The sequence below is a fragment of the Anaerotignum sp. genome, assembly GCF_051877975.1.
Taxonomy (GTDB): domain Bacteria; phylum Bacillota; class Clostridia; order Lachnospirales; family Anaerotignaceae; genus Anaerotignum_A.
Genome location: NZ_JBJEJK010000025.1, coordinates 25,932 through 42,642 on the forward strand (window position 1 = coordinate 25,932; position 16,711 = coordinate 42,642).

A 16,711-nucleotide genomic window follows, 5' to 3' on the forward strand; every position below is an offset into this window, starting at 1 on the left:
GGAGAGTGAGAAGCATGGGCAATATTCATGAGACACAATATTTCGGCAGACTGGAAAAAGAACCTGAAAACGAAGCAAAAAGAATCCTGGTGGCTGTCAGCAGTGCGCTGCGGGAAAAAGGCTATAATCCCGTCAACCAGATTGTCGGCTATATCCTTTCCGGTGATCCTACTTATATCACAAGTTATCAGAATGCACGTGTCCTCATCCGCAAGCTGGAGAGAGATGAGCTGCTGGAAGAACTGGTAAAAGATTATTTAGACCGTAACGAGTAAGAAAGAGGAAGCATATTGCGTATTTTAGGCTTAGACTTTGGAGATAAGACCATCGGTGTAGCAGTCAGCGATCCCTTCGGCTGGACAGCCCAAGGCGTAGAGATCATCCGCAGAGATAACCCTGCAGAATTCAAAAAAAGTATGCGCAGACTGGCGGAACTGGTGGAACAGTATCAGGCAGAAGTCATTGTTTTGGGCTACCCGAAGAATCTGGACGGTTCGGAAGGGGAAAGATGCGTCAAGACAAAGGATTTCTGTGAGCGGATCAAAAAACGCTTCCCGAAGGTGGAAGTCATCCTTTGGGATGAAAGATTCAGCACCATTGCAGCAGAACGTTCTCTGCGGGAAGTGGGGCTGAATCACGACAAGAGAAAGAGCGTTATCGATAAGATGGCAGCAGTCCATATCCTGCAGGGATATCTGGACAGCAAGACAAAGTAATTTGGATATAAAGGAGCTAGAATCATGGCTGATATTTATGATGAAGTAAACGAAATGGAATTTGAGACCGTTACTATGACAGATGAAAACGGTGAAGAAATCGAATTTTCCATTATTGATAATGTAGCCTGCGGCGGCGACCGCTATCTGTTGGTAGTGGAAACAGAATTGATGGATGATGATGAAACAGACGCTATCATCTTGAAGGAAGTTTCTATCAATACAGATGATGTAACCTATGAGTTGGTAGAAGATGATGCGGAATTTGACCGTGTGGCAGATCTGTTCGCACAGAAGGGCGAAGATTATACCGTAGAGATCGACTGATCTTTGGATTGTATTTGAATGGACTAGGGCGGCATATTTCTTGAGATTTTCGTTTTCAGAAGTATGCCTTATTCCCTTTTCATCATAAAATGAGCGGAAAAAAGAAAAAAGCATACAAAAGAAAAACAGCAGCACTCATATCGTTTCAGAAAAAACGGGGCGGAATGTTTTTTCGGCGGGTGAGAATCGACTGCTTTTTTTCAGTGCGCTCTTTTGAGAAAAGAGAAATTTTATGCGGTTTAAAGAAAACTTTTTTACGCCATACTATAAAGACGACAAAGTAAGAGAAACGAAGAAAAGGAGGTGTGTTTTTTGGCAGAGAAAAAGATCGTGAAGGAGACGAACGCAAAGAGCTCCAAAGCGAAAAATACGAAGGTAAAGCCTGCGATAAAGGCTGATACTGTGAAGGCAGCGGTGAAAACGGCGGCGAAAACAGCAGCCAAAACGGCGGCAAAAACAGCCGAAAAAACAGCGGCAAAACCTGCCGCAAAAACGGCTGCAAAGCTCCGTGCCAGAAGCAAAACCAAGGCAAAACCCAAGATGAACCTGAAGGTCATTGCTTTGGGCGGCCTGGAAGAGATCGGCAAGAATATGACAGTGCTGGAATATGGCGATGATATTATCATCATCGACTGCGGGCTGGCCTTCCCTGAGGATGATATGCTGGGGATCGACCTGGTCATCCCCGACGTAACCTATTTGACAAAAAACATCGACAAAATCAGAGGCATCGTGCTGACCCATGGTCACGAGGATCATATCGGCGCACTGCCTTATATTCTGAAACAGCTGAATGTGCCTGTATTCGGCACTCTGCTGACATTAGGACTGCTGGAAAATAAGCTGAGAGAGCATAAAATGCTGGATTCCACCATAAGACATACGGTGGTGCCCGGGGAAAAGGTGAAGCTGGGGCAGATGGTAGTGGAATTTATCCATACCAACCATTCCATTGCCGATGCAGTGGCATTGGCGATTCACACCCCCGTTGGTGTAGTGGTACACACCGGCGACTTTAAGGTGGATTATACGCCCATTGATGGAGATATCATCGATCTGCAGCGTTTTGCGGAACTGGGGAAGGAAGGCGTCCTGCTGCTGATGAGCGACAGTACCAATGCGGAAAGAAAAGGCTTCACCATGTCTGAAAAAAATGTGGGTAAGGTATTTGAGAAAATCTTTGAGGAGACGCCTAAGAACCGTATCATGGTGGCTACCTTCTCTTCTAATATCCATCGGATCCAGCAGGTCATCAACGCAGCCTATATGTATGGCAGAAAGGTTGCCATCATCGGCCGCAGTATGGTCAATGCCGTGAAAACGGCTTCGGAACTGGATTACCTTTGGGTACCCCCCAGAACTTTGATCGATATTACAGAAACAAAGAATTACAGAGATGATCAGTTGGTCATCATCACCACTGGCAGCCAGGGGGAAACCATGTCTGCCCTATCCAGAATCGCTTCCGGTGAGCATAAGCAGATCAGCGTGAAGCCGGATGATAAAATCATCATCAGCGCATCTGCCATTCCCGGCAATGAAAAGAATGTGTTCCGTGTGGTAAATGAATTGCTGAAAAAAGGCGCCAAGGTAGTTTACGGCGATATCGAGGATATTCATGTTTCCGGTCATGCCCGCCAGGAAGAACTGAAGCTGATGTTGGCATTGACAAAGCCCAAATTCTTCATGCCTGTCCATGGCGAATTTATGCATCTTTCCTGCCACAGGGATCTGGCGATTTCCATGGGCATGGATAAGAATGATATCTTCGTAATGAAGCTGGGCGAAGTGTTAGAAGTCAATAAAAACGAGGCTAAGGTCACAGGTACTGTGCCGGTAGGTCAGATCATGGTAGATGGTCTGGGCGTTGGCGATGTGGGCAATATCGTTCTGCGGGACAGAAAGCATTTGTCTCAGGATGGCCTGATGGTGGTAGTGGTTTCCATGGACAGAGAAATGGGAACCATCGTTTCCGGCCCCGATATCATTTCCAGAGGCTTTGTATATGTACGTGAGGCGGAAAACCTGATGGATGAAGCCCGGGCTGTGGTGTTGGAAGCCCTCTTGAAATGCGAAGAAAAGAACATCACAAGCTGGAATTATATCAAGGGTGTCATCAAGGATACACTGAAAAATTATATCTGGCAGAAAACAAAGAGAAGTCCTATGATTCTTCCCATTATCATGGAAGTCTGAGAGTTTCAGATGCAAATAGGAGAACCCCCTGAGAAATCAGGGGGTTCTTTTTGCATTTTTCTGTTGCCAAAAGGAATAAAAACAATCAGGAATTTATTCTTCTACATACAGTTCTGCGATGGAATACAGCACTGCAGAGCCGGCCAGAGTCACCCGATCACCATTCATCCGGCAATGGAGTGTACCGCCCCGTTTGGAAGCCTGCCGAGCGATAATTTCCGGTTTTTCCAATTTTTTTGCCCAGAAGGGTACGATGTGGCAGTGACCGCTGCCGCAGACAGGGTCTTCTGTAATAGCCAGCTTGGAGCAGAAGGAACGGGAAACGGAATCATATTTTGTTCCTTTCGCTGTCACATGCTGCAGCAGCCCATCCAATTCTGTGATCCTGCTATGGTCGGGAGCCATATTGATTACGTCTGCTTCCTTTTCAAACACACAAAGCAGATCGCGGCCCAGCCATGCTTCTATGGGTCTCACTCCCAGAATTTCTTCCATGGCATTGGTAACAGGTACTTCTTTTAGTTCATAAGCAGGGAAATCCATTTCCAGCAGATCGCCTTTGCGCACAACGGTCAGAGGGCCGCTCATGGTGTTAAAAGTGATAGATTCTGCTTCTTTTTCGAAGAATGTGAACAGTACGTATGCTGTACCTAAAGTGGCATGACCGCACAGGTCGATCTCGCCGCCGGGGGTGAACCAACGCAGATGATAATTTTCCCCTTCTTTGACTGTAAAAGCGGTTTCGGACAGGTTGTTTTCGATGGCGATTTTTTGCATCAGTTCATCGGAAGGATATTTGTCCAGCACACAAACGGCTGCGGGGTTGCCTTCAAAGGGTTTTTCTGCGAATGCGTCAACGTGGTAACATTTCATTGTAAAGGACCTCCTTTTTCTTTGTTTTTCTCTTGATATAAGGATAGCACAAAGAGAAGCTGTGTACAATTAAAAAAGCATGTGTAAAAACCATTTTATTTGGAAGGCTTGTATCGCAGGGGGAACGGAAGACAGCCTGCGGCTTTCGTTGCAAGAACAGAAAAAATATAGTATGATACGAGGGAAGAATATTAGAAAAGAGGGAGAATATGCAGTCGATCAATGAGATCAAAGAAATTTTGAGCAGCTGCCCTATGGAAGCACTGCCAGAACAGCTCAAACAATTTGAAGCAGACAGTCGAAAGGGTGTCCAGAATCTGCTGACCTCTTTTCGGAGAAAATATGATAAGCATTTGCAGGAGCTGGAACGCCTGGACGAAATATTGACCTATGAAAGAGGATGCTGGGAGGCGGGCTATGAGCTGGTTGCCGGCATCGATGAAGTGGGCAGAGGGCCGCTGGCGGGGCCTGTGGTAGCGGCGGCGGTGATTTTGCCCAAGGAATGTAAGATTGAAGGGGTCAATGATTCCAAAAAGCTTTCCGCAAAAAAGAGAGAAGCACTTTATGATATTATTTTGGAAAAAGCGGTTTCCTATGGCATCGGCATTGTTTCCAATGAGCGCATCGATGAAATCAATATTTTACAGGCAACGTACGAAGCCATGCGGGAGGCACTTTCTCAGCTGAGCCCAAAGGCGGACTATATCCTTGCCGATGCGGTAACTATCCCCAGAATCTCCACACCCCAGCGGGGCATTATCAAGGGGGATGCCAAAAGTATGTCCATAGGGGCGGCGAGCATCGTTGCCAAGGTCTATCGTGACCGCCTGATGGAGGCCTTTGAGGAGGTCTACCCTGGGTATGGATTTGCTTCAAACAAGGGCTACGGCTCGGCGGAGCATATCGAAGGCATCAAAAAGATGGGGATCACCCCCATCCACCGCAAGACCTTTGTAAAAAATTTTCTCCCCCAAGATGGCGATACTGCTGTCGATAAGGGGAACCGGGGAGAGGTTTTGGCGGCGAAACAGATGGAAAAGATGGGGTATGAAATTCTGGAACGAAATTTCCATGCTTTGCAGGGGGAAATCGATATTATTGCCAAAAAGGATACCTATATCATTTTTACAGAAGTAAAATACAGAAAAAACGAAGCCATGGGCAGCCCTGCGGAGGCGGTGAATCATTGGAAACAGCAGAATATCATTCGGGCGGCCAAGGCTTATATAGCAGAAAATTGCTTGGAGCAGATGGGCTATGACTTCCGTTTCGATGTGGCGGAGGTTTTGACCAGCGAGGGAAAAACGTATTTCCGCTATACAGAAGATGCCTTTCAGCGAAAACAAGGAGAAAACGATGAAGATTGAGAAAAAAGGAAATTTGGAATATATAACATTTGATAATCTGACGGAAACGGGCATGGTGCGGCATTGTTTTACCACCCGCCATGGCGGCGTCAGCACGGAGTATTGGGCAACCATGAATATGGGCTTATCCCGGGGGGAAGCCAAAGAGGCTGTATGGGAAAATTATCGTATCCTTGGGGAGGCTGTGGGTTTTTCCGTGGATAACTTTGTGACATCCCAGCAGACCCATACCACCAATGTGCGCCGGGTAACGGCGGAGGACAAGGGCAAGGGCGTTTGGACAGACCGAGGTTATACTGACGTGGATGGTTTGATTACCAACGAGAAGAATATCCCTCTGGTGATTTTTGGGGCGGATTGTGTGCCGGTGTTTTTGCTGGATAAAAAGAACAAAGCCATCGGCATGGCTCACTGCGGCTGGATGGGTACAGGCAAACGCATGGCGGAAAAGACATTGCAGGCGATGATGGAAGCCTTTGGCACAGAACCAGCCGATGTGACTGCCGCCATTGGCCCTTCCATTGGAAAATGCTGTTTTCAGGTGGATGCCCCTGTGGTGAATCTGTTTAAGGAAAATATCCCTTGGGCGGAGGATATTATTTTTGACGACCCTGCCGAAGAGGGGAAATTTAAAATGGACTTATGGGAAACCAACCGCCGCCTGCTGGCAGAAATGGGCGTGAAGGATATTGAAATTTCCGGGCTTTGCACCAAATGTGATCAGGTACGTTTCTATTCTCACCGTGGCATGGGGGAAAAGCGGGGCGTTATGGCTGGGATTATGGAACTGATTTGAGAAGGTGGAGAAATGATAGACAGAGCACTGAAGGTTGTGAAAAAAGTGATGGGTACCGTAAAACATGTCAGCATTTCGGAAGTGACAAAAGTGGCTGATGGTGTTAAGGCGGTGGGCGGTATGGTGGACATGCTCCATCCTTCCAAGGAAAAAAGCCTTGCGGAAGTGACAGAGGATCTGAAACGGCTGAAAGAACTGAAGGATCTGGGTATCCTGACAGAAGAGGAATTTGAAGAAAAGAAACAAAAATACATGGAAATGCTATAAGGGAAATGGCGGTAGAAGAGGGGGTGCAAAAATTCTTGGCACTTCCTTTCTTTTTGTGGTATACTAAACAGAATGGAAAATTGGGTTTTTATGCCCATCTGAGAAAAGAGAGAAAAAATAACTGCAAAGCAGGTTGGAGGTATAAAACTATGAGCAAACCTATCGTAGCTGTGGTAGGCCGCCCAAATGTAGGGAAATCCACACTGTTCAACAGACTGGCAGGAGAAAGAATTTCTATCGTGCAGGATACGCCCGGGGTAACCCGCGACCGTATCTATGCTGACGTGGAATGGCTGGACCGCAAATTTACATTGATCGATACCGGCGGTATGGAAATCGGTTCCGAAGAAGTGATCCAGAAGCAGATCGTGCAGCAGGCACAGATCGCCATTGAAACAGCGGATGTGATCCTGTTCGTCACAGACGTAAAAACAGGGGTAACTGATGATGATGTGAAGGTGGCTAATATGCTGCGCCGCACAAAGAAGCCTGTGGTGCTGTGCGTGAATAAAGTGGACAGCGTAAAACGGGATACGCTGGCAATCTATGAATTTTATGAACTGGGCATTGGCGATCCCCTGCCCGTTTCCGCAGGACAGGCCCTGGGGCTGGGGGATATGCTGGATCAGGTCATTTCCTATTTCCCGGATAAGGATGCCGCGGAGGAAGAGGATGATGCCATCAAGGTTGCCATCATCGGCAAGCCCAATGTAGGGAAATCCTCTCTCATCAATAAGATTTTGGGAGAAGATAGACTGATTGTCAGCAACATTGCCGGCACCACAAGAGATGCTGTGGATACCCCTATTGAAATCGATGGGCAGAAATATGTATTCATTGATACGGCAGGCATGCGCCGCAAAAGCAAGATCAAAGAAGAAATTGAACGCTTCAGTATTATCCGGGCCGTTGCGGCGGTGGAACGCTGTGATGTTGCCATTCTGGTGATTGATGCCAATGAAGGGATCACCGATCAGGATACAAAGATTGCCGGGATTGCCCATGAAAGGGGCAAAGCGGCTATCATTGCTGTCAATAAATGGGATGCCATCGAAAAGAATGATAAGACCATGAATCAGTATCTGAAGGATATTGGCATGGAATTGAAATATATGGATTACGCGCCCCGTGTGTTCATATCCGCTATGACAGGGCAGCGGATCAACCGTATGCTGGAAATGATCCAGACGGTACACCAGAATCATGCTCTGCGCATCAGCACCGGCGTTCTGAATGAAGTGCTGATCGAAGCAACAGCTATGCAGCAGCCCCCTGCGGATAAAGGGCGTCAGCTGCGGCTGTATTATATGACACAGGTGTCTGTAAAACCCCCTACTTTTGTGATCTTTGTCAATGAAAGAGAATTGTTCCATTTCTCTTACCGCAGGTATATCGAAAATCAGCTGCGGGAAGCCTTTGGCTTCGTTGGTACACCAATCCATTTCATTGTAAGAGAAAAAGGGGAAAAAGATTGATATGTTTCGATTGATTTGTTTATGTATCGGCTATTTTGTGGGCTGTATCGAAACAGCCTATGTAGTCGGGAGAATCTGGAAGGTAGATTTGCGCCAGCATGGCAGCGGCAACCTGGGTACTACCAATGCGCTGCGGGTTTTGGGAAAAAAGGCGGGCGCAGTGGTATTCTTTGGTGATATTATGAAATCTGTCGTTGCGTTTTTGATTTGCCGCACCATATTCAAGGATGAGGGAAATCTGGCGGGCGTTTACGGCAGTGTAGGCGCTGTTCTGGGTCATAATTATCCTTTTTATTTGAAATTCAAAGGCGGCAAAGGGATTGCAGTTATGATCGGTATGACGGCGGCTATGGCATTCAGCATAGATTTCCGTCTGGCTATTCCCAATGCCATTGTTGGTTTTGGGCTAGCCTTTGCTACAGGCTATGTTTCTGTGGGCTCTCTGTTGTTTGCGCTGACTTTGCCCATCAGCTGCTATTTGCTGGGCTATGATCATGAGATCGTCCTGCTGACAGCCTGCGTTGGCGTAATGGCGTTTTGGCGGCACAGAGGGAATATCAAGAAATTGATGAATGGGACGGAAAATAAATTTGGTTCCAAGAAGAAGTGAGACTGGAGGTCATAGATATGAAGAAAGTAACGGTCATTGGCTCCGGCAGCTGGGGGACAGCCCTTGCGGTGATGCTGGCGGAAAATGGACACGAAGTCATGATCTGGTCCAGAAGACAGGATGCGGTGGAAGAGCTGCTCCAGGAAAGAAAAAATAAAAAATATCTGCCCGGCGTAGATATCCCTGAAAGTATTCAGGCAACAACGGATCGTAAAGAAGCGGTGAAGGGGGCGGAAATCATCATTCTGGCTGTGCCGTCCCGGGCTGTGAGCGATACCGTGAGGGAATTTGCGCCCTATCTGAAGACATGGCAGATTTTAGTAAATGTGGCGAAAGGCTTGGAACCGGGTACATTGCTGCGCCTTTCGGAGGTCATTCAGAGGGAAGCACCCCAGTGTCAGGTTTGCGTGCTTTCCGGCCCCAGCCATGCGGAAGAAGTGGCACGAGAAGTGCCTACGGCCTGCCTGATTGCCTGTGAAAATGAGGCAGTGGCCAAGCTGGTGCAGCAGGAATTTGCCAACCCTCGGTTCCGTCTGTATACCAATACAGATATGATCGGCGTAGAAATCGGGGCGGCGCTGAAAAACGTTATGGCGCTGGCTGCGGGGATGTCTGATGGCCTGGGCTTTGGGGATAATACCAAAGCGGCTCTTATGACAAGAGGCATGGCGGAAATGAAGCGCCTGGGGATGGCTATGGGGGGCAAGGCAGATACCTTTGCCGGTCTTTCCGGCATCGGTGACCTGATCGTTACCTGTACCAGTATGCATTCCAGAAACCGCAAAGCCGGTATCCTGTTAGGGCAGGGGAAGAGCCTGCAGGAGACCCTGGACGAGGTAAAAATGGTCGTGGAAGGTGTGAATACCGTGCAGGCAGCATGCCAGCTGGCAGAAAAATATGACGTTTCCATGCCAATCACAGAAATCATGAGCGAAGTACTCTTTGGAGATAAAAATGTGGAGGATGCAGTGTTGGAGCTGATGACCAGAGATTACAAGGCGGAATGATTCAAATTTGATGGGAATCAAATAAAAGGAATGAGATGATTTTTGGGCGTCTTTATGGCAGCGTAAGTTATACCGGCGCAAGCCCCACAAAGGCAGGACTTTACTTTGGCGCAACTAAGAATGTTCTGTGGGCAGTTGCCAGTGATACGATCAGCCATAACAAGAATCCATTCGATATCTGATATGACTTGAATCAGGAAGCAAAGCTGAAGCTGACTTCCGATACAGCCTATTACTATCAGTTCTATGTAGTTCTGAATGGTGTGATGTAGTTCAGTAATATTGCTTCTTTTAATACAAAATAAAATTTTTATGAAACAGGGGATAGAATATTCTATGCCTTGTTTTTTCGGAAAATTCACAAAAAATGCTATTTACAAACCGCTTGCATCCCTCTATAATGTGGGCATAAAACTGTCTGATACAAAAATCTGTATGAGGCTTTAGGAGGGCATATATGGAAAACTTTGTGCTGAGCTGCTGTTCTACAGCAGATCTATCCAAGGAACACTTCATCCACAGAAAGGTGGAATATATCTGTTTCCATTATGAGCTGGATGGGAAGCCGTATCGGGATGATCTGGGGGAGACCATGTCTTTCGATGCATTTTATCAGGCCATGGCAAAGGGGGCGGATACGAAAACGTCTCAAATCAACGCCGTAGAATTTGAGGAATATTTTGAAGGCTTTTTGCAGCAGGGGAAAGATATTCTGCATGTGAGCCTTTCTTCCGGCATTTCCGGTGTACTCAATTCCGCAAATCTGGCAAAGGATATCCTGCAGGAAAAATATCCCGACAGAAAAATTTATATTGTGGATTCCCTGTCTGCTTCTTCCGGCTATGGTTTATTGATGGATGCACTGGCAGACCTGCGGGATGCGGGCAAGACCATTGATGAGGTATATGAATGGGCAGAAGCAAATAAGCTGAAGCTCCAGAGCTGGTTTTTTTCTACGGATCTGACCTTTTTCATCAAAGGCGGCAGGGTTACAAAAACAGCAGGCTTTGTGGGCACGGTGCTGAATATCTGTCCTTTGCTATGCGTAGACAGGGAAGGCAAGCTGGTTCCCCGCCAAAAGGTCAGAACGAAAAAGATGGTCATGGAGGCCATTGTGAAAAAGATGGAGGAACTGGCGGAGGATGGCACGGCATATCAGGGCAAATGCTATATTTCCCATTCTGCCTGCAAAGAGGACGCGGAAGCGGTGGCGAAGCGGGTGGAAGCCCGATTCCCGAACCTGGATGGGAAAGTGCTCATCAATAACATTGGCACGACCATTGGCAGCCACACAGGCCCCGGCACTGTGGCGCTGTTCTTCTGGGGAAAAGAAAGATAAGAAGAGCAAAGTCCCGAACGCAATGTTCGGGACTTTCATGTATTCGTTTTCCTTTGATTTTTTTGAAGGCTTTTTCAAACTGCCAGATTTTCACATGGGAAAGGACGGTGTATATTTCAATTCTTCCTGTAAATACTACTTTTACAATAAATCTAAAAATTTGGCAGGAGGAATATACAATGAAGGCAACAGGCATTGTCAGAAGAATAGATGACCTCGGACGTGTGGTCATTCCGAAAGAAATCCGAAGAACGCTCCGCATCCGGGAAGGGGACCCTCTGGAAATCTTTACCGACAGGGAAGGGGAAATCATCTTAAAAAAATATTCCCCCATTGGGGAATTGGGTGCATTTGCCAAGGAATATGCGGAATCCCTGGCGCAGACAGCGGGGCATATCACCTGCATTGTGGATAAAGATCAGATCATTGCCGTATCCGGCGGGGGCAAAAAGGAATTTTTTGAAAAGCATATCAGCCCTGAAATGGAAAACTGTATCAACAAGCGTACAGCGCTGATCGCAGAACGGAACGATTCCAATTTCGTTCCTGTGTTGGAGGATGACTCTGCGGAAACCTATAATCATCAGCTGATCGTTCCGATCATTGCGGAAGGAGACGCTATGGGGGCAATCATTTTCCTTTCCAAGGATCAGAAAATGGGCGAGGTGGAAGGAAAGCTGGCGCAGACAGCGGCAGGGTTTTTAGGCAAACAGATGGAACAATAAAGAAGGTGTCGACTTTGTCGACACCTTTTTATCCTGTTATGGGGTCAGATAGGGCAAAAGGCCGAATATGACATATATGGCAAGAATGATAATCAGAGAAGGAGAGAGGAACCGTTCCCGATAAGGTTTTTCATTTTCATCGAAAAGAGGCAGTTCCTCTTTGGGCGGGTTGATCCGCAGGAACAGATACAGCAGCAGAGCCAGCCAGGGAATGGAAAGGAGAGCCATCAACAGCAAGGCCAACAAGATGGCAGTCTCGCTCATTTCTGCCGCCGCTGCAGTTTCCGTAGCTGTTTCAGAGAAAATGCTGAAGATGGTAGTAGCATTGACAACCATGTGGGGCAGGATGGATGCAAAAAGAGAATCTGTTCGTTCCACCAGAAAACAGAAGAGGAATCCTACCACAAAGGCATAAGGAAACTGTTGGGGATTCAGATGCAGCAGACCAAAGAGTAAAGCACTGGCAAAGGCTGCCTTCCATTTTCCTAAGAAGGCATAGCCGGAAAGCAGGATGCCCCGGGAAAAAATTTCTTCCAGAAGGGCGGGAAAGACCGCAACAGAAAGCAGAGAAAGCAGAAAGCCGGAGCTTTGTATGCCGCTGACGGATTGCTCTACAGGATTGGGAAAAAAAAGCGCTGCTGCGTAAGAAAGCAGGCTCATCAAGGGCTGGATGGAAATCCCGAAAGAGAGGATGATGAGTGCATTCTTCCAGCCCAGGGGATTCAGACGCAGAACCTGTTTCGGATTTTTTTTCGTAAAGAGAAAATACAGCGTCAGCGGGGGCAGGAAACAGAGCAGCTGCGCCAGCAGCATATAGGAACTGTCGGAAAGGTTTGCCGTTGCCGGGAGGAAGGCCAAGGCAAAGGATACCCCGATGAAGTAAATGAAAAACAGCATGGCAAAAAAATTGGTTCTTCTTGTTTCAGTCATGAAGAGGCCTCCGTTCGTAATAAAAAGTAGAAAATCTCAAGTCTGCAAACGACTTGAGATTTTTTTGTCAGGAAATCTCATCTTTTTTTTCCGTATCTATATTTTCTGTATCAGAAATTTCGGAAAGATGCATTGGATCATTGACAGGGTATTTTTTTTCATATCTGCGGTTGATATATTCCCCCCCGAAGGTTTTGATCGTTGCGAAGATGGGCACGCCGATGAACATCCCCAAAGGCCCCATCACTGCGCCGCCCACCAAAACAGCAAGGATGATCCAAAGGGGGCTCAGATCAAGAGAATTGCTCAGAATCTTGGGGCCAAGGAAGTTGCCGTCAAACTGCTGCAGGATCAGGATGAAGATACCGACCCAAATGGCCAGAACAGGATCGATCAGCAGAGTGATGCAGAGGGCAGGGATAGCACCGATAAAAGGACCGAAATAAGGGATCATATTGGTCACACCGATAATCAGGCTCAGGATCAGCGGGAAGGGAGCCTGCATAAAGGTCAGCCCGATAAAGGCCAGAATCCCGATGATCAAGGAATCAATGGCCTTCCCAACGATGAAATCCTGAAAAATATGGTGCACACAGTTGGCATTGCTGAAAAAACGTTCTGCTTTTTCTTTGGTGGAAAAAGCATACAGACCTTTTCGGAATTTTTTTCCAAAGCGTTCTTTATCATAAAGCATATAAAACGAGATAAAGATAGCCATGATGAACTGGAATGTTACCCGGCCGAATTCATAAATATTGCCCGCAATGGTCTCAATGACTTCCGGTGCATGTTCTGATGCATTCTGCAGGGGTTTCAGGATGCGGTTGATGACATTGTTGACATCTTCACTGTCGATAAAAGTGATCTGGTCGAAGAGATTCTGAATACGCATATTCATCGTCTGGGAATATGTGGTGATATTCGTTGCAAAGGAAATAATGGAATCCTTTATTTCGGGAACCAGATAGATGATGATCCAGATCGTTCCGCCGATGATGATGGTATAATTGATAAGAATGGCAAGAGTACGGGTCTGTTTTTGATGCTGTTCAAAATATTTCCCGTTTTTTTTCAAGACTCTTTCAAAAAAGTTCATGAAAGGATTCATGACATAGGCAATGGCAAAGCCCATCAGAAAAGGCGCAGCCAAGGCTTTCAAATAGCTGGACATGGTAGCGATGCTGCTGCCGATGCCAGTCAGATTGCCGATGATCTTTTCAAATAAAATGAGCGCGGCAGCGACCAGAAAGAGATAGACGCTGATTTTTGCCAGCAGCTTATCCTGATCGTTTCTATTGCTGCGTCTAAAAATATCAAACTTTCTCATTTTGACACCTCGAATCAAATGTAGGATGCCTATAAAATGGACATCATATTTATGATACTATGAAATTGCAGGGAATGCTATAGGATTCCTGTTAAAATTTTTAATTTCCAGAAAGAAACATGTTAAAAAATGTCATATTTTGCAGTTTTTGAAGGAAGGCGGGAGAAGGCAATTTATTGTTGAGTCGTCTCTTTTTTTATGTTATACTGTGTAATTAGCAAAGAAGGTTCAAAAATATAAAATGAAAGAAACAGGAGCTTTGCTTTGATGGAGGTCTTTTTATGGACGATAGGAGCGATAATCGCAACGATAATAACGATAAGAAGAAAAAAGGGGAAAGTAATATGGTAGGCGCAGCGGCGGTGGTGCTGTGTATCTGTATTTGCTTTATCATCGATACCAGATTGGGCATCGGTGCCATTGCAGGAGCCGTGGCGGGCTTTTTTGCCTGGTCTCTTTTGGGAGACGGCGGCGCCGGGGCAGATGAAGAAGAGGAAGACAGAGTTACTTTTCTGGATACAGCTGTGCTGCAGCGGAATTTCCCCATTCCCCAGCATATGCCGATTCCCTATGCGGTGCTGGATATCCGCGGGCATATCCTGATGGTCAACGAGACCTTTGCAAAGGAGTTCCCCGATATGAAAAAGGTTGTACCTGTGGTGGAACAGATGAAAAAAACAGGTACAGGAAAACACAGCAGGGTGGAAGTAGAAGGAAAGTTCTATGATGCCATGCTGAACCAATGTGAAGTTGTGGAGGAAAACGGTGCCGTAGGCGCAGTGCTGAACCTGACCATGGTGGATATTTCCAGGCAATATGAGCTGGAACAGCAGCTGGACAGCAGTGAAACAGTGATTGGCCTGCTTTTCTTGGATAACTATGAAGATGTTGTGGATTCTTTGGCGGAGGACAGACAGCCCCTGCTTTCCGCAGTGGTGGACAGAAAGCTGACCCAGTTTGCCATAGATGCCAATGGCGTCATGAAAAAGCTGGAAAAGGACAGATATATTTTTCTGCTTTCCAAGGGCGATTTGGAAGCTTTGAAGGAAAAGAAATTTGATATCATGAATACCATTCGCGAGATCAGCGTAGGGGAGCATATTCCCGTGACCATGAGCATGGGGATTGGCGTTGGCGGCGGCTCTCTGGAAGATGCCATGCAGAGCGCAAAGGCGGCACTGGATTTGGCATTGGGCCGCGGCGGCGATCAGATTTTGATCAAGGAAGGGGAAAAATATCTGTTCTATGGCGCCAAGGCCGGCGAAATGGGCAGAAATTCCCGTATCCGTGCCCGTGTAAAGGCGGATGCTCTTTGGGAATTGATGGGCGAAGCATCCAGTATCTTTGTCATGGGGCATCGGAACGCTGACTTGGATAGCTTGGGTTCCTGTATGGGGATCTGTGCGATTGCAAGAGCCATGGGGAAAAAATGCTCTATCATGATGAATGATATTAGTGTCGGTATCAAGCATCTGTATGCGAATATGGCGGAAAATGGGCATTATGAAACAGCCCTTATCAAAGACGCGGAAGCGTTGAAGATGATGGATGAGAAGAGCCTTGTCATCGTGGTGGATACCCATCGCAGCAGTATCGTGGAAAGTCCCCAGGTTTTGGCGGCGGCAAAGAAGATCGTGATATTCGATCATCATAGAAAGAGTACAGACTTTATCGACCAGGCGGTGCTTATTTACCATGAACCTTACGCATCTTCTACCGCTGAGCTGATTACGGAAATGATTCAGCACATTGGCAAGAAGATCAAATTAAAATCCATTGAAGCAGATGCCCTTTTGGCAGGTATTACTGTGGATACGAAGAATTTCGCAGTGAAAACAGGGGCCATTACTTTTGAAACGGCAGGCTTCCTGCGCCGCAATGGTGCAGACAGCATCCGTGTCAGAATGCTGTTTCAGAATGATATGGATTCTTATAAAGCAAAGGCGACGGCAATTCGTGACGCGGAATTGTTCCATGACTGCATGGCCATTTCCGTCTGTCCCTCCGATGTGGAAAATTCCATGCTGACAGCAGCGCAGGCGGCTGATGATCTGATGAATGTGATTGGCATCAAGGCTTCCTTTGTTTGCAGCAAGGTGGGGGATACGATCTATGTCAGCGCCCGCAGCTTTGGGGATATCAATGTACAGAGAATTATGGAAAAATTGGGCGGCGGCGGTCATTTCACCGTTTCCGGGGCGCAGCTGAAGGGCTGCACCACAGAGGAGGCAAAGGAACAGATCCGCAATGCCATTGAGGAATATTTGAAGGAGGAAACCGTATGAAACTGATTTTATTACAGGATGTGAAGAGTGTCGGCAAAAAAGGGGATTTGATCAATGCCAGCGAAGGGTATGCAAAGAACTTCCTGCTGCCCAAAAAGCTGGCAGTGGAAGCAACAAAATCCAACTTGAACGACTATGAACTGAAACAGAAAGCAGACGCAAAGCGCAAACAGGAAGAACTGGAAAAAGCCCAGGAAACTGCAAAAGCCCTGGAAGATAAAGTTGTTATCGTTAAAGTAAAAACAGGCGGCAATGGAAAATTGTTCGGTTCTGTAACAAATAAAGAAGTTGCGGAAGCCATTGTAGAACAGACTAAGCTGGATATCGATAAAAAGAAAGTATCCATTGGCGATCCCATCAAAATGGTAGGCGAACGGACAGCTGTGGTGAAACTGCACCCCAAGGTGACCGCAGAAGTGAAAATCAAAATCGTAGAAGCGTAAAATTGCTTTTTTGACCCCGGGAGGAAAA

Annotated in this window: 18 protein-coding genes; 15 read left to right on the forward strand and 3 right to left on the reverse strand. The window is 46.8% G+C overall.

The window, feature by feature from the left end:
• Positions 1-14 precede the first annotated feature (14 nt).
• The 4 genes from ACI39P_RS04355 to ACI39P_RS04370 all read left to right on the forward strand — a co-directional run bounded on the left by ACI39P_RS04355 (position 15) and on the right by ACI39P_RS04370 (position 3,239).
• A complete protein-coding gene (locus ACI39P_RS04355; RefSeq protein ID WP_439719477.1) occupies positions 15-275 on the forward strand; it encodes an IreB family regulatory phosphoprotein in 261 nt (86 codons plus the stop codon).
• Positions 276-290: 15 nt separating this feature from the next.
• Positions 291-716 carry a Holliday junction resolvase RuvX gene (gene ruvX / locus ACI39P_RS04360; protein WP_439719478.1) on the forward strand — a complete coding sequence of 142 codons (426 nt, stop codon included), beginning with the start codon at positions 291-293 and terminating at the stop codon, positions 714-716.
• Between the two features lie 24 nt (positions 717-740).
• Positions 741-1,043, forward strand: coding sequence for a DUF1292 domain-containing protein (locus ACI39P_RS04365; protein WP_439719479.1), 303 nt, complete (start codon positions 741-743; stop codon positions 1,041-1,043).
• A 540-nt stretch (positions 1,044-1,583) separates the two neighbouring features.
• Positions 1,584-3,239, forward strand: a complete 1,656-nt coding sequence (locus tag ACI39P_RS04370; RefSeq protein ID WP_439719519.1) for an RNase J family beta-CASP ribonuclease — start codon at positions 1,584-1,586, stop codon at positions 3,237-3,239.
• A gap of 93 nt (positions 3,240-3,332) precedes the next feature.
• Here ACI39P_RS04370 and ACI39P_RS04375 read toward each other — a convergent pair whose 3' ends face one another.
• Entirely contained in the window at positions 3,333-4,112 is a 780-nt protein-coding gene (locus tag ACI39P_RS04375; RefSeq protein ID WP_439719480.1) for a PhzF family phenazine biosynthesis isomerase, read from the reverse strand.
• Positions 4,113-4,321: 209 nt separating this feature from the next.
• On the opposite strand from ACI39P_RS04375, the gene ACI39P_RS04380 reads away from it, so the two are divergent.
• The 9 genes from ACI39P_RS04380 to spoVT all read left to right on the forward strand — a co-directional run bounded on the left by ACI39P_RS04380 (position 4,322) and on the right by spoVT (position 11,698).
• A complete protein-coding gene (locus ACI39P_RS04380) occupies positions 4,322-5,479 on the forward strand; it encodes a ribonuclease HII (RefSeq protein ID WP_439719481.1) in 1,158 nt (385 codons plus the stop codon).
• Positions 5,469-6,275, forward strand: coding sequence for a peptidoglycan editing factor PgeF (gene pgeF / locus ACI39P_RS04385; RefSeq protein WP_439719482.1), 807 nt, complete (start codon positions 5,469-5,471; stop codon positions 6,273-6,275). Before ACI39P_RS04380 ends, pgeF begins: the two co-directional genes overlap by 11 nt.
• A 12-nt stretch (positions 6,276-6,287) precedes the next feature.
• A complete protein-coding gene (locus ACI39P_RS04390; RefSeq protein ID WP_439719483.1) occupies positions 6,288-6,542 on the forward strand; it encodes an SHOCT domain-containing protein in 255 nt (84 codons plus the stop codon).
• Positions 6,543-6,691: 149 nt separating this feature from the next.
• Complete coding sequence (der, locus tag ACI39P_RS04395) at positions 6,692-8,017, forward strand: ribosome biogenesis GTPase Der (RefSeq protein WP_439719484.1); 1,326 nt, start codon at positions 6,692-6,694, stop codon at positions 8,015-8,017.
• A gap of 1 nt (position 8,018) precedes the next feature.
• Positions 8,019-8,627, forward strand: coding sequence for a glycerol-3-phosphate 1-O-acyltransferase PlsY (plsY, locus tag ACI39P_RS04400; protein ID WP_439719485.1), 609 nt, complete (start codon positions 8,019-8,021; stop codon positions 8,625-8,627).
• Between the two features lie 17 nt (positions 8,628-8,644).
• Entirely contained in the window at positions 8,645-9,634 is a 990-nt protein-coding gene (locus ACI39P_RS04405; protein ID WP_439719486.1) for an NAD(P)H-dependent glycerol-3-phosphate dehydrogenase, read from the forward strand.
• 35 nt (positions 9,635-9,669) lie between these two features.
• Complete coding sequence (locus tag ACI39P_RS04410) at positions 9,670-9,816, forward strand: hypothetical protein (protein WP_439719487.1); 147 nt, start codon at positions 9,670-9,672, stop codon at positions 9,814-9,816.
• Positions 9,817-10,091: 275 nt separating this feature from the next.
• Positions 10,092-10,973: a DegV family protein gene (locus ACI39P_RS04415; protein ID WP_439719488.1), complete on the forward strand. Its 882-nt coding sequence runs from the start codon at positions 10,092-10,094 to the stop codon at positions 10,971-10,973.
• 179 nt (positions 10,974-11,152) lie between these two features.
• A complete protein-coding gene (spoVT, locus tag ACI39P_RS04420; protein WP_439719489.1) occupies positions 11,153-11,698 on the forward strand; it encodes a stage V sporulation protein T in 546 nt (181 codons plus the stop codon).
• A 36-nt stretch (positions 11,699-11,734) separates the two neighbouring features.
• Here spoVT and ACI39P_RS04425 read toward each other — a convergent pair whose 3' ends face one another.
• Both ACI39P_RS04425 and ACI39P_RS04430 read right to left on the reverse strand, forming a co-directional pair.
• Positions 11,735-12,628, reverse strand: coding sequence for a CPBP family glutamic-type intramembrane protease (locus ACI39P_RS04425; protein WP_439719490.1), 894 nt, complete (start codon positions 12,626-12,628; stop codon positions 11,735-11,737).
• A 67-nt stretch (positions 12,629-12,695) separates the two neighbouring features.
• Positions 12,696-13,955 (reverse strand): AI-2E family transporter, encoded by a 1,260-nt coding sequence (locus ACI39P_RS04430; RefSeq protein WP_439719491.1) that lies wholly within the window; start codon positions 13,953-13,955, stop codon positions 12,696-12,698.
• A 281-nt stretch (positions 13,956-14,236) separates the two neighbouring features.
• On the opposite strand from ACI39P_RS04430, the gene ACI39P_RS04435 reads away from it, so the two are divergent.
• Both ACI39P_RS04435 and rplI read left to right on the forward strand, forming a co-directional pair.
• Positions 14,237-16,240 carry a DHH family phosphoesterase gene (locus tag ACI39P_RS04435; RefSeq protein WP_439719492.1) on the forward strand — a complete coding sequence of 668 codons (2,004 nt, stop codon included), beginning with the start codon at positions 14,237-14,239 and terminating at the stop codon, positions 16,238-16,240.
• A complete protein-coding gene (gene rplI / locus ACI39P_RS04440) occupies positions 16,237-16,683 on the forward strand; it encodes a 50S ribosomal protein L9 (protein WP_439719493.1) in 447 nt (148 codons plus the stop codon). Before ACI39P_RS04435 ends, rplI begins: the two co-directional genes overlap by 4 nt.
• Positions 16,684-16,711: the final 28 nt, after the last annotated feature.

Bases quoted from the DNA above. Each gene is read 5' to 3' on its own strand.
- ACI39P_RS04365 (WP_439719479.1), top strand. From the start codon at position 741: ATGGCTGATATTTATGATGAAGTAAACGAAATGGAATTTGAGACCGTT.
- rplI (WP_439719493.1), top strand. From the start codon at position 16,237: ATGAAACTGATTTTATTACAGGATGTGAAGAGTGTCGGCAAAAAAGGG.
- ACI39P_RS04390 (WP_439719483.1), top strand. From the start codon at position 6,288: ATGATAGACAGAGCACTGAAGGTTGTGAAAAAAGTGATGGGTACCGTA.
- ACI39P_RS04370 (WP_439719519.1), top strand. From the start codon at position 1,584: ATGAACCTGAAGGTCATTGCTTTGGGCGGCCTGGAAGAGATCGGCAAG.
- ACI39P_RS04405 (WP_439719486.1), top strand. From the start codon at position 8,645: ATGAAGAAAGTAACGGTCATTGGCTCCGGCAGCTGGGGGACAGCCCTT.
- ACI39P_RS04415 (WP_439719488.1), top strand. From the start codon at position 10,092: ATGGAAAACTTTGTGCTGAGCTGCTGTTCTACAGCAGATCTATCCAAG.
- spoVT (WP_439719489.1), top strand. From the start codon at position 11,153: ATGAAGGCAACAGGCATTGTCAGAAGAATAGATGACCTCGGACGTGTG.
- ACI39P_RS04430 (WP_439719491.1), bottom strand. From the start codon at position 13,955: ATGAGAAAGTTTGATATTTTTAGACGCAGCAATAGAAACGATCAGGAT.
- ACI39P_RS04375 (WP_439719480.1), bottom strand. From the start codon at position 4,112: ATGAAATGTTACCACGTTGACGCATTCGCAGAAAAACCCTTTGAAGGC.
- ACI39P_RS04425 (WP_439719490.1), bottom strand. From the start codon at position 12,628: ATGACTGAAACAAGAAGAACCAATTTTTTTGCCATGCTGTTTTTCATT.
- pgeF (WP_439719482.1), top strand. From the start codon at position 5,469: ATGAAGATTGAGAAAAAAGGAAATTTGGAATATATAACATTTGATAAT.
- ACI39P_RS04435 (WP_439719492.1), top strand. From the start codon at position 14,237: ATGGACGATAGGAGCGATAATCGCAACGATAATAACGATAAGAAGAAA.
- plsY (WP_439719485.1), top strand. From the start codon at position 8,019: ATGTTTCGATTGATTTGTTTATGTATCGGCTATTTTGTGGGCTGTATC.
- ACI39P_RS04380 (WP_439719481.1), top strand. From the start codon at position 4,322: ATGCAGTCGATCAATGAGATCAAAGAAATTTTGAGCAGCTGCCCTATG.
- ACI39P_RS04410 (WP_439719487.1), top strand. From the start codon at position 9,670: ATGATTTTTGGGCGTCTTTATGGCAGCGTAAGTTATACCGGCGCAAGC.
- der (WP_439719484.1), top strand. From the start codon at position 6,692: ATGAGCAAACCTATCGTAGCTGTGGTAGGCCGCCCAAATGTAGGGAAA.
- ACI39P_RS04355 (WP_439719477.1), top strand. From the start codon at position 15: ATGGGCAATATTCATGAGACACAATATTTCGGCAGACTGGAAAAAGAA.